The organism is Vibrio paracholerae, assembly GCF_037672085.1.
Taxonomy (GTDB): Bacteria; Pseudomonadota; Gammaproteobacteria; order Enterobacterales; family Vibrionaceae; genus Vibrio; species Vibrio cholerae.
Genome location: NZ_JBBHLM010000002.1, coordinates 527,166 through 542,261, shown reverse-complemented (window position 1 = coordinate 542,261; position 15,096 = coordinate 527,166). Strand labels below are relative to the sequence as shown.

General features: G+C 49.9%; 14 protein-coding genes. 8 read left to right on the top strand and 6 right to left on the bottom strand.

Annotation, left to right across the window (positions count from 1 at the left end; translation table 11 throughout):
* Positions 1–142: 142 nt before the first annotated feature.
* The 7 genes from R4537_RS07860 (at position 143) to yacG (ending at position 6,182) form a co-directional block, all read left to right on the top strand.
* The gene (locus R4537_RS07860) at positions 143–535 is read left to right on the top strand and encodes a type IV pilin protein (protein ID WP_071178186.1); all 393 of its coding nucleotides are present in this window, start codon (positions 143–145) and stop codon (positions 533–535) included.
* A 24-nt stretch (positions 536–559) separates the two neighbouring features.
* A complete protein-coding gene (pilB, locus tag R4537_RS07855; RefSeq protein WP_071178187.1) occupies positions 560–2,248 on the top strand; it encodes a type IV-A pilus assembly ATPase PilB in 1,689 nt (562 codons plus the stop codon).
* 42 nt (positions 2,249–2,290) lie between these two features.
* Positions 2,291–3,517 (top strand): type II secretion system F family protein, encoded by a 1,227-nt coding sequence (locus tag R4537_RS07850; RefSeq protein ID WP_071178188.1) that lies wholly within the window; start codon positions 2,291–2,293, stop codon positions 3,515–3,517.
* Positions 3,518–3,574: 57 nt separating this feature from the next.
* Positions 3,575–4,450: a prepilin peptidase gene (locus R4537_RS07845; protein WP_071178189.1), complete on the top strand. Its 876-nt coding sequence runs from the start codon at positions 3,575–3,577 to the stop codon at positions 4,448–4,450.
* A complete protein-coding gene (coaE, locus tag R4537_RS07840; RefSeq protein ID WP_071178190.1) occupies positions 4,447–5,055 on the top strand; it encodes a dephospho-CoA kinase in 609 nt (202 codons plus the stop codon). Before R4537_RS07845 ends, coaE begins: the two co-directional genes overlap by 4 nt.
* Before the next feature lie 31 nt (positions 5,056–5,086).
* Positions 5,087–5,827 carry a cell division protein ZapD gene (zapD, locus tag R4537_RS07835; RefSeq protein ID WP_071178191.1) on the top strand — a complete coding sequence of 247 codons (741 nt, stop codon included), beginning with the start codon at positions 5,087–5,089 and terminating at the stop codon, positions 5,825–5,827.
* A 157-nt stretch (positions 5,828–5,984) separates the two neighbouring features.
* Positions 5,985–6,182 carry a DNA gyrase inhibitor YacG gene (gene yacG / locus R4537_RS07830; protein WP_000162865.1) on the top strand — a complete coding sequence of 66 codons (198 nt, stop codon included), beginning with the start codon at positions 5,985–5,987 and terminating at the stop codon, positions 6,180–6,182.
* A 285-nt stretch (positions 6,183–6,467) separates the two neighbouring features.
* On the opposite strand, the gene parC is transcribed toward yacG, so the two are convergent.
* The 6 genes from parC to nudF form a co-directional block, all read right to left on the bottom strand.
* Complete coding sequence (parC, locus tag R4537_RS07825) at positions 6,468–8,753, bottom strand: DNA topoisomerase IV subunit A (protein WP_071178192.1); 2,286 nt, start codon at positions 8,751–8,753, stop codon at positions 6,468–6,470.
* A 3-nt stretch (positions 8,754–8,756) separates the two neighbouring features.
* Complete coding sequence (parE, locus tag R4537_RS07820; protein WP_000139795.1) at positions 8,757–10,637, bottom strand: DNA topoisomerase IV subunit B; 1,881 nt, start codon at positions 10,635–10,637, stop codon at positions 8,757–8,759.
* 328 nt (positions 10,638–10,965) lie between these two features.
* Positions 10,966–11,553 (bottom strand): esterase YqiA, encoded by a 588-nt coding sequence (gene yqiA, locus R4537_RS07815; RefSeq protein WP_071178193.1) that lies wholly within the window; start codon positions 11,551–11,553, stop codon positions 10,966–10,968.
* Position 11,554: 1 nt separating this feature from the next.
* Positions 11,555–12,367, bottom strand: coding sequence for a 3',5'-cyclic-AMP phosphodiesterase (cpdA, locus tag R4537_RS07810; protein WP_175463833.1), 813 nt, complete (start codon positions 12,365–12,367; stop codon positions 11,555–11,557).
* Positions 12,368–12,397: 30 nt separating this feature from the next.
* On the bottom strand, positions 12,398–12,844 hold the full coding sequence (locus tag R4537_RS07805; protein ID WP_000080926.1) for a DUF1249 family protein: 447 nt from the start codon (positions 12,842–12,844) through the stop codon (positions 12,398–12,400).
* A 6-nt stretch (positions 12,845–12,850) separates the two neighbouring features.
* Entirely contained in the window at positions 12,851–13,477 is a 627-nt protein-coding gene (gene nudF / locus R4537_RS07800; protein WP_001150034.1) for an ADP-ribose diphosphatase, read from the bottom strand.
* A gap of 231 nt (positions 13,478–13,708) precedes the next feature.
* Between nudF and tolC the strand changes: the two genes are divergently transcribed.
* Positions 13,709–15,025 carry an outer membrane channel protein TolC gene (tolC, locus tag R4537_RS07795; RefSeq protein ID WP_071178195.1) on the top strand — a complete coding sequence of 439 codons (1,317 nt, stop codon included), beginning with the start codon at positions 13,709–13,711 and terminating at the stop codon, positions 15,023–15,025.
* The last annotated feature ends 71 nt before the right edge of the window (positions 15,026–15,096 follow it).

The window sequence follows — 15,096 nt, the reverse complement described above, 5'->3', positions numbered from 1 at the left end:
CTCGAAGTTTTTTGTATTCATCATGCAAATCAATAGGTTAAAACCCTAACTCACTCGAAGAGCGCTCGCGACTCGATTCCCCCCTTGGGTAGCAAGGCATATGCTCACTGCGCTTAATACGCAAACACCTACGGAGGGAATTATGAAAGCGTATAAAAATAAACTACAGAAAGGTTTTACCTTAATTGAATTGATGATTGTGGTGGCGATTATTGGTGTGTTAGCAGCGATTGCTGTGCCTGCTTATAAGGATTATGTCACCAAGAGTGAAGTCGCATCTGCGGTTGCATCACTAAAATCGATTATTACTCCAGCAGAACTCTATTATCAAGAGCAAGGAGCATTCCCAGCACAAGGCAGTGATATTGGTATCGATCTTACTGGTTTATCTTTTGCTTCTAATGCAATAACTCTAGCATTAACCTCTCCTTCCGGCGCTCAAGCTACCATAACAAGAGAGGACACGAAAGGTTGGAGTTGTAAAGTCGCAGGTCTAACCAAACCCGCTAATGCACCTAAAGGTTGCCCTCAATAATAAGAGAAGAAGTAGTTTAATAAAATGCTCACCAACCTTGTTGCTATCTTGCGTCAGGCTGAATTAATCAGCGCAACACAAGAACAAGCGGTGGTTACACAGGTTAGCGCTTCGGGGACGTCGGTGCCCGAGGCGCTGCTTGGTTTAGGGATTTTTCACCCCCAAGAGCTGACCGAGCAACTGAGCCATATTTTCGGCTTGCCGGAAACCGACCTTAGCCGCTACGACTACGCCACCCTGTGCCAACAGCTTGGGCTGCGTGAACTGATTACCCGCTACGACGCCTTGCCGATTGCCAAACAAGGCAATTTACTGCTGCTCGCCGTCTCTGACCCTACCTTACTGCAAGCTGAAGAAGAGTTTCGTTTTGCCACTGGGCTGCAAGTTGAACTGGCACTGGCCGATCACCGCGCGCTGCAAGCCGCGATTCGCCGTTTGTATGGCCGCTCAATTCAAGGCGCAGCCAACCAAGGGAAAGAGATCAGCCAAGATGAGCTCGCCAATCTGGTTAAAGTCAGTGATGACGAGCTGCAATCCATTGAAGATCTCAGCCAAGATGACTCTCCGGTTAGCCGCTTTATCAACCAAGTGCTGCTCGATGCGGTGCGCAAAGGCGCATCCGATATTCATTTTGAGCCGTATGAAAACCAGTATCGGATCCGCCTGCGCTGCGATGGCATTTTGGTGGAAACCCAGCAACCGGCTAGCCATTTAAGTCGCCGTTTAGCCGCGCGGATTAAAATTCTCTCCAAATTAGATATTGCCGAGCGCCGCTTGCCGCAAGACGGGCGGATTAAACTGCGCCTAAGCCGCGATACCGCCATTGATCTGCGCGTTTCTACGCTTCCCACTTTATGGGGCGAAAAAATCGTGCTGCGTCTGCTCGATAGCAGCGCCGCCAATCTGGATATTGATAAGCTCGGTTATAACCCGCAGCAAAAGCAGCTCTACCTCAATGCCCTGAAAAGACCGCAAGGGATGATCTTGATGACAGGCCCCACCGGCAGCGGCAAAACCGTTTCGCTCTATACTGGGCTGCGCATTCTCAACACATCACAGATCAATATCTCCACCGCGGAAGATCCGGTAGAAATTAACCTCTCTGGGATTAACCAAGTGCAAGTGCAACCGAAAATCGGCTTTGGCTTTGCCGAAGCGCTACGCTCGTTTCTACGCCAAGACCCTGATGTGGTGATGGTCGGCGAAATACGCGATCTGGAAACCGCCGAAATCGCGGTCAAAGCCGCGCAAACCGGTCACTTGGTGCTTTCCACCCTGCACACCAACTCGGCCGCCGAAACCGTGATTCGTTTAGCCAATATGGGGGTGGAGCCGTTTAACCTCGCGTCATCACTCAGTTTAATCATCGCCCAACGCCTCGCGCGCCGCCTATGTAAACATTGCAAAATCGCGGTGCGCCCTTCTGCCCTATTGCAAAGCCAATTTGCATTTCAGCCCAATGAAATCTTGTATGAAGCCAATGCGGCGGGGTGTAACGAGTGTACGGGCGGCTATTCAGGGCGCGTTGGGATCTATGAAGTGATGGCGTTTAATACCGAGCTGGCGGAGGCCATTATGCAACGCGCCAGCATTCATCAAATTGAACGTTTAGCCAAAGCCAATGGTATGCAAACGTTGCAAGAGTCCAGCCTTGAAAAGCTGCGCGAAGGCATCACCAGCTTTGCTGAGCTGCAGCGTGTGCTCTATTTTTAACTGTTTTATTCGATAACCTAACCTGTCAGCACGAGCCTCAACATGAAAGCGACCCAAACCTTACCTCTGAAAAATTATCGCTGGAAAGGCATCAACAGCAACGGCAAAAAAGTTTCCGGCCAGATGCTCGCCATCTCCGAAATCGAGGTGCGCGATAAGCTCAAAGATCAGCATATTCAGATCAAAAAACTCAAAAAAGGCAGTGTCTCATTATTGGCGCGCCTAACCCATCGCGTGAAAGGCAAAGACATCACGATTTTGACTCGGCAGTTGGCGACCATGCTCACCACGGGCGTACCGATTGTGCAAGCCCTCAAGTTGGTGGGCGATAATCACCGTAAAGCTGAGATGAAATCGATTCTGGCGCAAATTACCAAAAGCGTGGAAGCGGGCACGCCGCTTTCCAAGGCGATGCGTACCGCCAGCGCCCATTTTGATACCTTGTATGTCGACTTAGTGGAAACCGGAGAGATGTCCGGTAACTTACCTGAAGTGTTTGAGCGTTTGGCCACCTACCGCGAGAAAAGCGAGCAGCTACGCGCCAAGGTGATTAAAGCGCTCATCTACCCCAGCATGGTAGTGTTGGTCGCGCTCGGAGTTTCCTACTTAATGCTCACCATGGTCATCCCAGAATTTGAAAGCATGTTTAACGGCTTTGGTGCTGAACTGCCTTGGTTTACCCAGCAAGTGCTGAAGCTCTCACACTGGGTGCAGGCTTACAGTTTATGGGCATTTATCGCCATCGCAGCAGCCATTTTTGGCTTGAAAGCGCTACGTAAAAACTCCTTGCAGATCCGTTTAAAAACCAGTCGCTTGGGGCTGAAATTTCCGATTATTGGTAATGTGCTTGCTAAGGCTTCCATCGCCAAATTCAGCCGCACCCTCGCCACCAGCTTTGCTGCTGGGATCCCAATTCTCGCCAGTTTAAAAACCACCGCCAAAACCTCCGGCAATGTGCACTTTGAAACCGCGATTAATGAGGTGTACCGCGATACCGCTGCGGGTATGCCGATGTACATTGCCATGCGCAATACCGACGCTTTTCCCGAAATGGTGCTGCAAATGGTGATGATCGGTGAAGAGTCAGGGCAATTAGATGACATGCTCAACAAGGTCGCGACCATCTATGAATTTGAAGTCGATAACACAGTCGATAACTTGGGCAAGATTCTTGAACCACTGATCATCGTGTTTCTTGGGACGGTTGTGGGCGGCTTAGTGGTGGCGATGTACTTACCTATCTTTAACTTAATGAGTGTATTGGGTTAGTATGGCGACAAACGGCGTGCCCATTGAGCGCGCCCTCATTTCGCTTAGAGCAAGAGAATGGAACTGTTTTACTTCTACCCTTTGCTGTTTCCGGTGCTCGCCACCCTGTTTGGCTTGATTGTTGGCAGCTTTCTCAATGTGGTGATCTACCGCTTACCCAAAATCATGGAGCGTGAATGGCGCGCGGAATGTGCGGCGAGTTTTCCTGAATATGGCATCACGCCACCAGAGGGTAAACTGACCCTCAGTTTGCCGCGTTCCACTTGCCCACACTGCCAAACGCCGATTCGCGTCATTGATAATATCCCGCTACTGAGTTGGCTGGCGCTGCGCGGTCAATGCTCACACTGTAAAGCGCCGATCAGCGCTCGTTATCCCTTGATTGAGCTACTCACTGCCATCATGAGCTTAGTGATTGCTACTCACTTTCCATTCGGAGTGTTTACCGTGGCGCTGCTGTTTTTCAGCTATGTATTGATTGCGGCGACCTTCATCGACTTCGATACCCTATTGCTGCCCGACCAATTAACGCTACCTTTACTGTGGGGCGGTATTGCACTGGCACTGCTTGGTTTTTCTCCGGTTTCACTCAGTGATGCGGTGATCGGAGCCATGGCGGGTTATCTCTCGCTGTGGTCGATTTATTGGCTATTTAAACTGCTGACCGGTAAAGAAGGCATGGGCTATGGCGATTTCAAATTGCTCGCCGCACTGGGCGCTTGGTTGGGTTGGCAACAGTTGCCTGTCATCGTACTGCTCTCATCGGTGGTCGGGGTGATTTTCGGTTTAATCCAACTGCGCCAGCAGAAAAAAGGTATCGATATGGCCTTTCCGTTTGGCCCTTATCTCGCCATAGCGGGGTGGTTTGCCTTGCTGTGGGGCGATAAGGTAATTGATTGGTACTTCACCACTTGGGTAGGACAACCATTATGAGTTTTGTCGTGGCATTGACCGGCGGCATCGCCAGTGGCAAAACCACGGTCGCCAATTTATTTCATGATCAGTTTGGTATTGATCTGGTCGATGCCGATGTGATCGCACGTGACGTAGTTGAACCGGAAACCGAAGGATTAAAAGCGATTACCGCCCATTTTGGGCAAGCCATCTTGCACCCTGATGGCTCACTCAATCGCACCGCGCTGCGTGAACGCATCTTTGCCGCCCCTAATGAAAAAGCGTGGCTAAACCAACTGCTGCATCCGATGATCCGCCAAGGTATGCGCAACGCGCTTACCCAAACGACCTCACCTTATGCGTTGTTGATTGTGCCCCTGTTGGTCGAAAACCAACTGCAAACCATGGCCGATCGCGTGTTAGTGGTCGATGTGGATGAAAAAATACAGATTGAGCGCACCATGGCACGCGATAAAGTATCACGTGAACAAGCTGAGGCTATCCTTGCTGCGCAAGCCTCACGCGCTCAACGTTTGGCAATTGCTGATGATGTGCTCAAAAATAACGCAGAAAACCAGAAACTTTTGCCTCAAATCACACTATTGCACCAAAAGTATCTAGCCATGAGCAGGCAAAATTTGTGAGAATAAGCGCAAAGAACCCAAGGCTAGCTCAATGACCACGCACCAGTTTGAACACCCTCTCAATGAAAAAACGCGCATCTACCTGCGTGTCGAAGCGCTGCTCAATCAGATGGAGCGAGCGTCCACTTTCAGTGATGGGATTCAACATCAACTCTTTTTCCGCTCACTGTTCGATATGCTGGAGATTTTTGAGCAGATCCAACTGAAAAGTGAACTGGCTAAAGATATGGAAAAACAGCGCTTAACTTACCGCAGTTGGCTCCATGTAGAAGGCGTAGATCAAGAGATGCTTAACTCGCTACTCGCCGACGTCGATGAAGTTCATCGGGATCTGATGAGTGCCGAGCGTTTTGGCCAATCACTCAAAGAAGACCGTTTCCTGAGTGCGATTCGTCAGCGCTTTAATTTACCGGGTGGCTCCTGCTGTTTTGATCTGCCTGCGCTGCACTACTGGCTGCATCTGCCGTTGGATCGTAAAATGCGTGATGCCCAGCAGTGGATGCAAACCGTGACGCCGCTTTCGAATGCACTCAAACTCTGGCTTAAATTGACTCGCGAAACCGGCCACTACCGCTCACGCATGGCAAGCAACGGTTTCTACCAAAGTGATGCGGAAGATGCCAATATCCTACGCCTTGCGATTCCGCTCGAATACGGTGTGTACCCGATGATTTCTGGGCACAAAAACCGTTTTGCTATCAAGTTTATCGATTTTCACAGCGGGCAAGCCTGCACTCAAGATATCGCCTTTGATTTGGCGGTGTGCTGCTAAAACTCGCGACCTTTTCTTGAAACGACTTTTTCTCGAAGCAATGTTGCGAACCGAAAATACATTATCAGCTTGGCTTTGATGAAGAGTATCCCCACACAACTTGGCGTTGCCGGTTTTAAGGGGATAAGCCATTGCTGCTTTTCAATAGGACTGCGTTATGACCAAAAAACTCACCATAGTGAAATGCCCACAATGTGGCACCGATGTGGAATGGGGCGAACAGAGCCCACACCGTCCATTTTGCAGTAAGCAGTGTCAAATGATTGATTTTGGCGAGTGGGCAGATGAGGAGAAAGCAATTCCCGGCGCACCGGATATGTCCGACAGCGATGGCTGGTCAGAAGATCAGTATTAGTTTCCTGTCTATACTTTTAGGGTTACTCCCTTGGCTTTAGGACAACTCCCTTTGCTCTCCCCTTTTAGAATTACACTCTTTGCCCCTCCCCCTTTTAGGGGGAGGCTGGGAGGGGGTATTCACACCAAGCTAAATCCTGACAACCCAAGCATTAGCGATCGCTAAGTACCCCACCCTAGCCCTCCCCTTGAAGGGGAGGGAACAGTTCGTTGCGATCTTAAATAGGGTGGTAACCACTCGGTACTCTCCTAAACGGCGAGGGATCGCTTTGATACTCACCTAAAGCTATTCATATTCCGAATGCGGGGTTGATTCTGGCTCCGCTGAGGTTTCAATCTCAATCGCGGTCACGCGTTGCAAGCCACGGGGCAACAAAGCGCCACGGCGGCCGCGTTCACCGCGGAAGTTATCCAGATCGCTCACCTTCAAGCCTAGCTTACGTTTACCCGCATACAGGGTAATCGATGCACCTTGTGGCAACACCATCAGGTTGGAGAGCACTTCCTCACGGATTTTCGCTTTCGCCGCAGGAATATTGATGATCTTGTTACCCTTACCTTTGCTCAGTTGCGGCAGATCCTTAATCGGGAACAGCAACATACGCCCTTGGTTAGTAATGGCTAAAATCTCATCGTTATCGAGATCGGCGATCACTTGTGGCGTCATCACTTCCGAGTTTTCTGGTAGATTGATCAAAGCTTTACCACTGCGGTTTTTCGACAGCAGGTCATCGCCTTTACACACAAAGCCGTAGCCGGCATCAGAACCCACCAACCAGAGCTGATCTTCTTCGCCCATCACCACCTGACGAATCGTAGTGCCTTCAGCTACGTTTAAACGCCCCGTGATCGGCTCACCTTGACCGCGAGCTGATGGCAACGTGTGCGATTCGAGCGAGTAACTGCGGCCATCACTGCCCAAGAACACTGCTTGCTGGTTGCTCTTACCACAGGCATGAGTGAGGTAATTATCGCCCGCTTTGTAGTTCAGGCTCTGGCAATCCACATCATGCCCTTTGGCGTGGCGGATCCAGCCTTTTTCAGACAGCACAACGGTGATCGCTTCGCTTGGCATCAAATCACGCTCAGTCAGCGCTTTGGCTTCTTCGCGTTCGACCAGTGGTGAGCGGCGATCATCGCCAAACTTATCGGCATCCGCTTTGATCTCTTTTTTGAGCAGATTATTGAGGCGACGTTCAGAGCCGAGTAGCTCTTCCAGTTTTTTACGCTCTTTTTCCAGCTCATCTTGCTCACCGCGGATCTTCATTTCTTCAAGTTTCGCCAAGTGGCGTAACTTGGTATCTAAGATCGCGTCCGCTTGAAGATCGGTCAGATCGAAACGTGCCATTAGCACCGCTTTCGGATCGTCTTCGTTACGGATGATCTCAATCACTTCATCAAGGTTGAGATAAGCGATCAGCAAACCTTGCAAAATATGCAAGCGAGCCAGCACCTTATCGAGGCGGTATTGCAAACGTGAGCGTACCGTTTCACGGCGGAAAGTGATCCACTCACTCAGAATTTGCACTAAACCTTTGACCTGAGGACGATTGTCGAGACCAATCATGTTCAGGTTAACCCGGAAGCTTTTTTCTAGATCCGTTGAAGCGAACAAGTGGTTCATCAGCAGATCGCAATCGACGCGATTTGAGCGCGGCACGATCACGATACGCGTTGGGTTCTCGTGATCCGATTCATCGCGTAAGTCTTCCACCATCGGCAGTTTCTTAGCACGCATCTGCGCGGCGATCTGCTCCAGCAGCTTCGCGCCAGAGACTTGATGCGGCAGCGCGGTGATCACGATGTCCGAGCCCTCTTTACACCACACGGCTCGCATTCTTACGCTGCCACGGCCTGAGCGGTAGATTTTCTCTAGCTCAACCGTTGGGGTGATGATTTCTGCTTCGGTCGGGAAATCAGGGCCTTTGACGTACTGCATTAAATCGGTCAGCGGCGCGTTAGGATTATCGATGAGGTGAATCGTCGCATCCGCCACTTCACGCACGTTATGCGGTGGAATGTCGGTGGCCATACCTACCGCGATGCCGGTGACACCATTGAGCAGAATGTGCGGCAGACGCGCTGGCAACATTTTCGGCTCTTGCATGGTGCCGTCAAAGTTTGGCTGCCAATCTACGGTGCCTTGGCCTAATTCGCTGAGTAGAATCTCGGCAAACTTTGACAGTTTGGCTTCGGTATAACGCATGGCCGCGAACGATTTCGGATCGTCCGGTGCACCCCAGTTACCTTGACCATCCACCAACGGATAGCGATAGGAGAATGGCTGCGCCATCAACACCATCGCTTCATAACAAGCCGAATCACCATGCGGATGGTATTTACCCAGTACGTCACCCACGGTACGTGCTGATTTTTTGTATTTGGCCGATGCCGAGAGACCCAGCTCGGACATCGCGTAGATGATACGTCGTTGTACCGGTTTTAAACCATCGCCAATATAGGGCAAGGCACGGTCCATGATGACGTACATCGAATAGTTGAGATAAGCGTCTTCGGTAAACTTGCGCAGCGGCAGTTGTTCAACGCCATCAAAGCTGATTTCAGTAGACATTCGTTACACCTCTGCCATATCGCCGTTACGTTGCAGCCAAGCTCGGCGGTCATCCGCACGCTTTTTACCCAGCAGCATATCCATCATCTCGTCGGTCGCTTCAGCATCATCAATGGTCAGTTGCACCAAGCGGCGAGTGTTGGGATCCATCGTGGTTTCACGCAATTGCAGCGGGTTCATTTCACCCAAGCCTTTAAAGCGTTGCACGTTCACTTTGGCTTTTTTCTGGCTCAGACGCTCTAACACGCCCTCTTTTTCCTGATCATCGAGTGCGTAGAACACCTCTTTACCACAGTCGATGCGGTAGAGCGGCGGCATAGCAACATAGACGTGACCCGCTTTCACCAGCGCGCGGAAATGGCGGGTAAATAGGGCGCAGAGCAAGGTCGCAATATGCAGACCATCCGAGTCCGCATCGGCAAGGATACAGACCTTGCCGTAACGCAGTGCTTCGAGGTTGTCGCTGTCAGGGTCAATCCCCAATGCAACTGAGATATCGTGTACTTCTTGTGAAGCCAATACCTGATCGGCAGAAACTTCCCACGTATTGAGGATTTTACCGCGCAGTGGCATCACCGCTTGGAATTCACGATCCCGCGCTTGCTTCGCCGAGCCACCCGCCGAATCCCCTTCCACCAGGAAGAGTTCGGTGCGGTTAAGGTCTTGCACTGTACAATCGGTTAATTTACCCGGCAAGGCAGGGCCGGAAGCAATCTTCTTACGCACCACTTTCTTGCTGGCACGCATTCGGCTGTGCGCGTTGGCAATACAAACTTCGGCTAACTGCTCTGCCAGTTGCGGTTTTTCGTTAAGCCACAAGCTGAAGGCATCTTTCACCACGCCGGAGACAAATGCCGCCGATTGACGTGAAGAGAGGCGCTCTTTGGTTTGACCAGCAAACTGCGGATCTTGCATCTTGATCGACAGTACGTATGCACAGCGATCAAACACGTCTTCGCCCGTCAATTTCACCCCGCGTGGCAGCAGGTTGCGGAACTCACAAAACTCGCGCATCGCATCCAGCAAGCCTTGGCGTAAACCGTTGACATGGGTACCACCTTGCGCGGTTGGGATCAGGTTAACGTAGCTTTCGGTGATGAGCTCGCCACCTTCGGGTAGCCAAATCACCGCCCATGTTGCTGCTTCGGTTTGCGCAGTAAACTCACCCGTAAACGGCTCTTCCGGCAGTAAGGTATACCCTTTCACCCCTTCGGCCAGATAATCTTTTAGGCCATCTTCGTATAACCAGCGGTGCTCGTTGTTATTGACCTTATCGGTAAAGATGATTTCTAAACCGGGGCAAAGTACCGCTTTGGCGCGCAAGTTATTAATCAGGCGCGATACAGAGAAATTCGGTGAGTCAAAATATTTGGTGTCTGGCCAGAAATGGACGCTAGTACCGGTATTGCGACGACCGCAAGTCCCCGTAACCGTCAGCTCAGTCACTTTATCGCCATGTTCAAAGGCAATTTCATACACTTGACCATCACGGCGTACCGCCACTTCTACCCGTTTGGAGAGCGCATTCACCACCGAAATACCCACCCCGTGCAAGCCACCGGAAAATTGGTAGTTTTTGTTGGAGAACTTACCACCGGCGTGCAGTTTGCACAGAATAAGCTCCACCCCTGAGACCTTCTCTTCAGGGTGAATATCGACGGGCATGCCTCGCCCGTCATCAATCACTTCGAGCGATTGATCGGCATGAAGAATTACCTGAATTTTGGAGGCGTATCCGGCCAGCGCTTCATCGACGGAGTTGTCGATCACTTCTTGCCCAAGGTGATTGGGGCGCGTGGTATCGGTATACATTCCCGGTCTGCGACGCACTGGTTCTAAGCCATTGAGAACCTCAATGGCTCCAGCATTATATTGTTCAGTCATAATACGGAATGCTTTATTTGCTCAATGATTGGTAACTTTATCAGCGCCGTGTGAAAACCTGATTTTTTGTGCATAAATTGTGCGAAAAATCGCATTATTTCAGGTGTTCATTTCAGCAAGCTGAACGATGGGAGCGAGACGACACTGATCAAGCAAGCTCGCGTTCTGCCCTTACACCGCCGCACAGCTGGCGCTAAAGTCTAAGGGCAACATAGTCTGGAAGCCGCCCTCTGATGTCAAGGGCACAGCGCAAGGATCAGGTAAATTTATGAGGCTTTGCGCAGCAAAACGCAGATTGAATCCGAAAACAACAAAAGTCAGTCATCAATCAAAGTTCAAGGAAGTGAATAATCTGCTCTGGGTAACGTTCAAAATCCACAAAACTGTGGTCACCGCCCTCTTCCACGGTCTGTTTAGCCGCTTGGTACTTCTCAATAGCTTGTCGATAATCCAGCACTTCATCGCCTTTTTGCTGCAGTAGCCAAAAATCGCTTGGCTGTTTCAGCACTGGCGTATCGAGCGCTTTCAACTCATCAATGTGACACGCTTCGAGCACGTAACTCTCTTGGGTGTAAGGATTAACCTGCTCACCGAGAAAATCGGCTAATAACTCGTAAGGCTTCACAGCAGGATTGATCAGTACTGCGCGAAAGCCAAATTGGGCATTTAACCAAGTGGAGAGATAACCGCCTAATGAGCTACCGACCAACCCGATACGATATTGCGCGCGATATTGCTCCACGACAGACAACAGATGCTGCGCCGCTTGCGCTGGAAAGCTCGGTAACTGGGGCACCACGACTTTGATATCAGGCCTGTGCTGCTGGCAATACTGCTGCATCACTTGCGCTTTGTGTGACAACGGTGAGCTGTTAAAGCCATGGATGTAGAGCAGCAAAGCAGGACGAGCAGTCATATCAGTATCCGTTCGAGTTAAAATCAGGTAAAAATCGGCCTTGTTTGAGTCGCTTCACTTGGGTGCTCACTTGCCCATCCGCGTGAAGGGTTAATTCACGCCAGCCGGGTGAGCAGTTATCTAACGCGAAATCTTGTGAATTAGGCTTAAACTGCACACAGGTTGAGGGGCTCGCCATCACACGCGCGCCAAGGTGAATACGATCCATATCCTGATGCACATGGCCACACAAAATGGCTTTCACATTACTGTGCTTGGTGACGACATCCCAAAAACGCTCGCTCTCTTTGAGCGTGTGTTGATCAAGCCAAGCGCTTCCCACCAAGAGCGGATGATGATGCAGCAGAACTAAAGTGTGGCGCTCTGGATACTCGGTCAGCTTATTATCCAGCAGTTGTAACTGCTGCTCACTCAGTTTGCCGTGCGGTACACCAACCACTTGCGAATCGAGTAACACCACTTGCCAATGCTCCCCCAGCAGCACATGTTCAACAGCTTGAATTTGCTGAGTGGGCAGTACGCTGTGCATACTCGGTTTGTAATCATGATTACCGGGCAGCCAATAACACGCTTTTTGTAGCGGCTGAATACCGCGCACAAAACGTTGATAAGACTCGGGTGTGTGGTCTTGCGAAATATCCCCGGTGGCGAGAATGGCATCAAATTCGATCTGCTCTCCACCAATGGCCGCAACCACAGCCGCAAAGCTGTCAGCCGTATTCACACTGAGCAAGCAACCATCTTCTGCCGCGAACAAATGGGTGTCCGTGATCTGAATAAGCTTGATCGATGAATCCTCTGATTGAGACGACACTTTCAAAATCGGTAAACCTAACTCTGTTATTTATTGTGATAGGGTGATTGGACTGCGACTGATGCCATGCTTGAGGCAAAAAGTCAGCCAATCGCCTAAAAAGCGATTCAGTTGCGCTTTTTCATCGGGTTGCACCATGTTTTCGTTCGGATAATCATAGCGCGCTTGCACTCGACCTAACTGTTCACTACTGCAAACCTCGGCCACGCGAGCATCGTGGTACAGCCTGACAGACATGGTGGGCAATGGAAATACTGACAAGTCATCACTTTGACAGACCTCCAACAAAGTTGTGTACTTTGTGACCTCTAGCACTTGCAGTTGGTAGGTCATTTGAGCAGCTTGGTAACAACGCACCTCTCCGACCTCCGGCTGCGCAGGCAGCAGAGCATTCAGTTTGGCGTAGTTGGTCTCATACACCCGCATTAATTCAGGTAGATCAACATGATAAGGTTTTTTAACTGTCAATTGACTCATTACTCGTTACTGCCATTGCTGTTGTAATGGCTGATAATTCAGCGCCAACCACTGTAAGGCAATGATTGATGCTCCATTTTCAATTCGCCCATCTTTGACCAATTGATACGCTTCAGTCCGACTCATCACATGCACTTTGATGTCCTCTCCTTCACAGTCTAAACCATGAATGCCACCCGCTTGTGAACAATCGACTTCTCCTATGAAGACATCCAATTTTTCAGAACATCCCCCAGAAGAAGGATAATAAGAGGTAATTTTTTCAATTCTGCCTACGCTCAGCCCAGCTTCTTCTACCGCTTCACGGCGCACGACTTGTTCAGCACTCTCATCGGTATCAATCACTCCAGCGACAATTTCCAGTTGCCAGGGCTGTGCATGTTCTAGCGCACCGACGCGGATCTGTTCGATGATCACCACTTGGTCACGAATAGGATCGTACGGCAACATCGCTGCGGCATGGCCACGTTCAAACATTTCACGCTCGACAGGCTCACTCCAGCCTCCCGCAAAGCGTTTATGCTTAAAACGGTACTTCACCATGCGGAAAAAGCCTTTAAACAGTGTCTCTTTATTAAGGATTTCGACATCTTTCTTATTAAAAGAGACTGGCTGCTGATTCGCGTCTTGCATTCGTACCTCCTATTGATGAACTTTATAGTTTACTCGTGGAATTTGCCGACTACCAAGTGATGGCTCAACTTTTTATATAAAAATTATCTTATTTTTTAAGTGGCCCATAATTTTTATTGCACAGTTGGATAGTTAAGTGTAAAAAAGTGCAAAGTTTCGAGTGAATTACCATCAATTTGAGTTAAACTCTTGAGGAATAAATCCTTTCACATCACGTCAGGAATAGGACCGATGAAAAAACTGCTTCCATTATTTGTTAGTGCTGCGCTAGGCACACTAAGCTCTGCCGTTTGGGCAGAAAACCTGGCAGAGATTTATAACCAAGCAAAAGAAAATGATCCCCAGTTACTCAGCGTAGCGGCTCAACGTGATGCTGCGTTTGAAGCGGTGACCTCTAGCCGTAGTGCCCTTTTACCACAAATTAATCTGACGGCGAGTTACAATATCAACCGCAGCGATCAAGACCCACGCGAAAGTGATCTTCTCTCTGCAGGAATTAACTTCTCACAAGAACTGTACCAACGTTCTAGCTGGGTAAGCTTAGACACGGCTGAGAAAAAAGCCCGCCAAGCAGACTCTCAATATGCAGCAGCGCAACAAGGCTTAATCTTACGTGTGGCGAAGGCTTATTTTGAAGTGCTCCGCGCTCAAGATAACCTTGAATTCGTGCGCGCAGAAAAAGCGGCGGTGGGTCGCCAATTAGAGCAAACCAAACAACGCTTTGAAGTAGGTTTGTCAGCGATTACCGACGTACATGATGCGCAAGCACAATTCGATGGCGTATTAGCCGATGAAGTATTGGCTAAAAACAGCCTAACCAATAGCTATGAAGCTTTGCGTGAAATTACCGGGCAGGAATACTCTAAGCTTGCGGTACTCGATACCAAACGTTTTGCAGCGAGTCGTACTACCGAGTCGAGCGAAGCGTTGATCGAAAAAGCACAACAGCAAAACTTATCGCTGCTTGCTGCTCGTATCAATCAAGACGTTGCACGTGACAGCATTTCGCTTGCCAGCTCTGGCCACCTGCCATCACTGACCTTAGATGGTGGTTACAACTATGGCAACAATAGCAACGACAATGCGAAAAACACTTCCGGTGAAGAGTACAACGATTTCAAAATCGGCGTGAACCTCAAAGTGCCGCTGTACACAGGTGGTAAAACCACGTCACTGACCAAACAAGCTGAATTTGCTTATGTGGCCGCCAGCCAAGATTTGGAAGCCGCTTACCGTTCAGTGGTTAAAGATGTACGTGCGTACAACAACAATATCAACGCTTCAATCGGCGCGCTGCGCGCTTACGAGCAAGCGGTGATTTCAGCGAAGTCCGCACTGGAGGCCACCGAAGCGGGTTTTGACGTTGGTACGCGTACCATTGTCGATGTACTCGACTCGACTCGTCGCCTGTTTGATGCGAACAAAAATCTCTCGAATGCTCGCTATGACTACATTCTGAGCGTGCTGCAGCTACGTCAAGCGATTGGTACTCTCAGTGAGCAAGACGTTATGGACATTAACGCAGGCCTAAAAGCCGCGAAGAAATAATCCATCTCTTTTGAGCTGCATGAAATAAATCATGAAATAAATAAAGGGGCCACTTGGCCCCTTTTGCTGAA

What these genes read in the sequence shown, in the direction of transcription:
- R4537_RS07860 (WP_071178186.1), top strand. Translation starts at nt 143, where the DNA reads ATGAAAGCGTATAAAAATAAACTACAGAAAGGTTTTACCTTAATTGAA.
- pilB (WP_071178187.1), top strand. Translation starts at nt 560, where the DNA reads ATGCTCACCAACCTTGTTGCTATCTTGCGTCAGGCTGAATTAATCAGC.
- R4537_RS07850 (WP_071178188.1), top strand. Translation starts at nt 2,291, where the DNA reads ATGAAAGCGACCCAAACCTTACCTCTGAAAAATTATCGCTGGAAAGGC.
- R4537_RS07845 (WP_071178189.1), top strand. Translation starts at nt 3,575, where the DNA reads ATGGAACTGTTTTACTTCTACCCTTTGCTGTTTCCGGTGCTCGCCACC.
- coaE (WP_071178190.1), top strand. Translation starts at nt 4,447, where the DNA reads ATGAGTTTTGTCGTGGCATTGACCGGCGGCATCGCCAGTGGCAAAACC.
- zapD (WP_071178191.1), top strand. Translation starts at nt 5,087, where the DNA reads ATGACCACGCACCAGTTTGAACACCCTCTCAATGAAAAAACGCGCATC.
- yacG (WP_000162865.1), top strand. Translation starts at nt 5,985, where the DNA reads ATGACCAAAAAACTCACCATAGTGAAATGCCCACAATGTGGCACCGAT.
- parC (WP_071178192.1), bottom strand. Translation starts at nt 8,753, where the DNA reads ATGTCTACTGAAATCAGCTTTGATGGCGTTGAACAACTGCCGCTGCGC.
- parE (WP_000139795.1), bottom strand. Translation starts at nt 10,637, where the DNA reads ATGACTGAACAATATAATGCTGGAGCCATTGAGGTTCTCAATGGCTTA.
- yqiA (WP_071178193.1), bottom strand. Translation starts at nt 11,553, where the DNA reads ATGACTGCTCGTCCTGCTTTGCTGCTCTACATCCATGGCTTTAACAGC.
- R4537_RS07805 (WP_000080926.1), bottom strand. Translation starts at nt 12,844, where the DNA reads ATGAGTCAATTGACAGTTAAAAAACCTTATCATGTTGATCTACCTGAA.
- nudF (WP_001150034.1), bottom strand. Translation starts at nt 13,477, where the DNA reads ATGCAAGACGCGAATCAGCAGCCAGTCTCTTTTAATAAGAAAGATGTC.
- tolC (WP_071178195.1), top strand. Translation starts at nt 13,709, where the DNA reads ATGAAAAAACTGCTTCCATTATTTGTTAGTGCTGCGCTAGGCACACTA.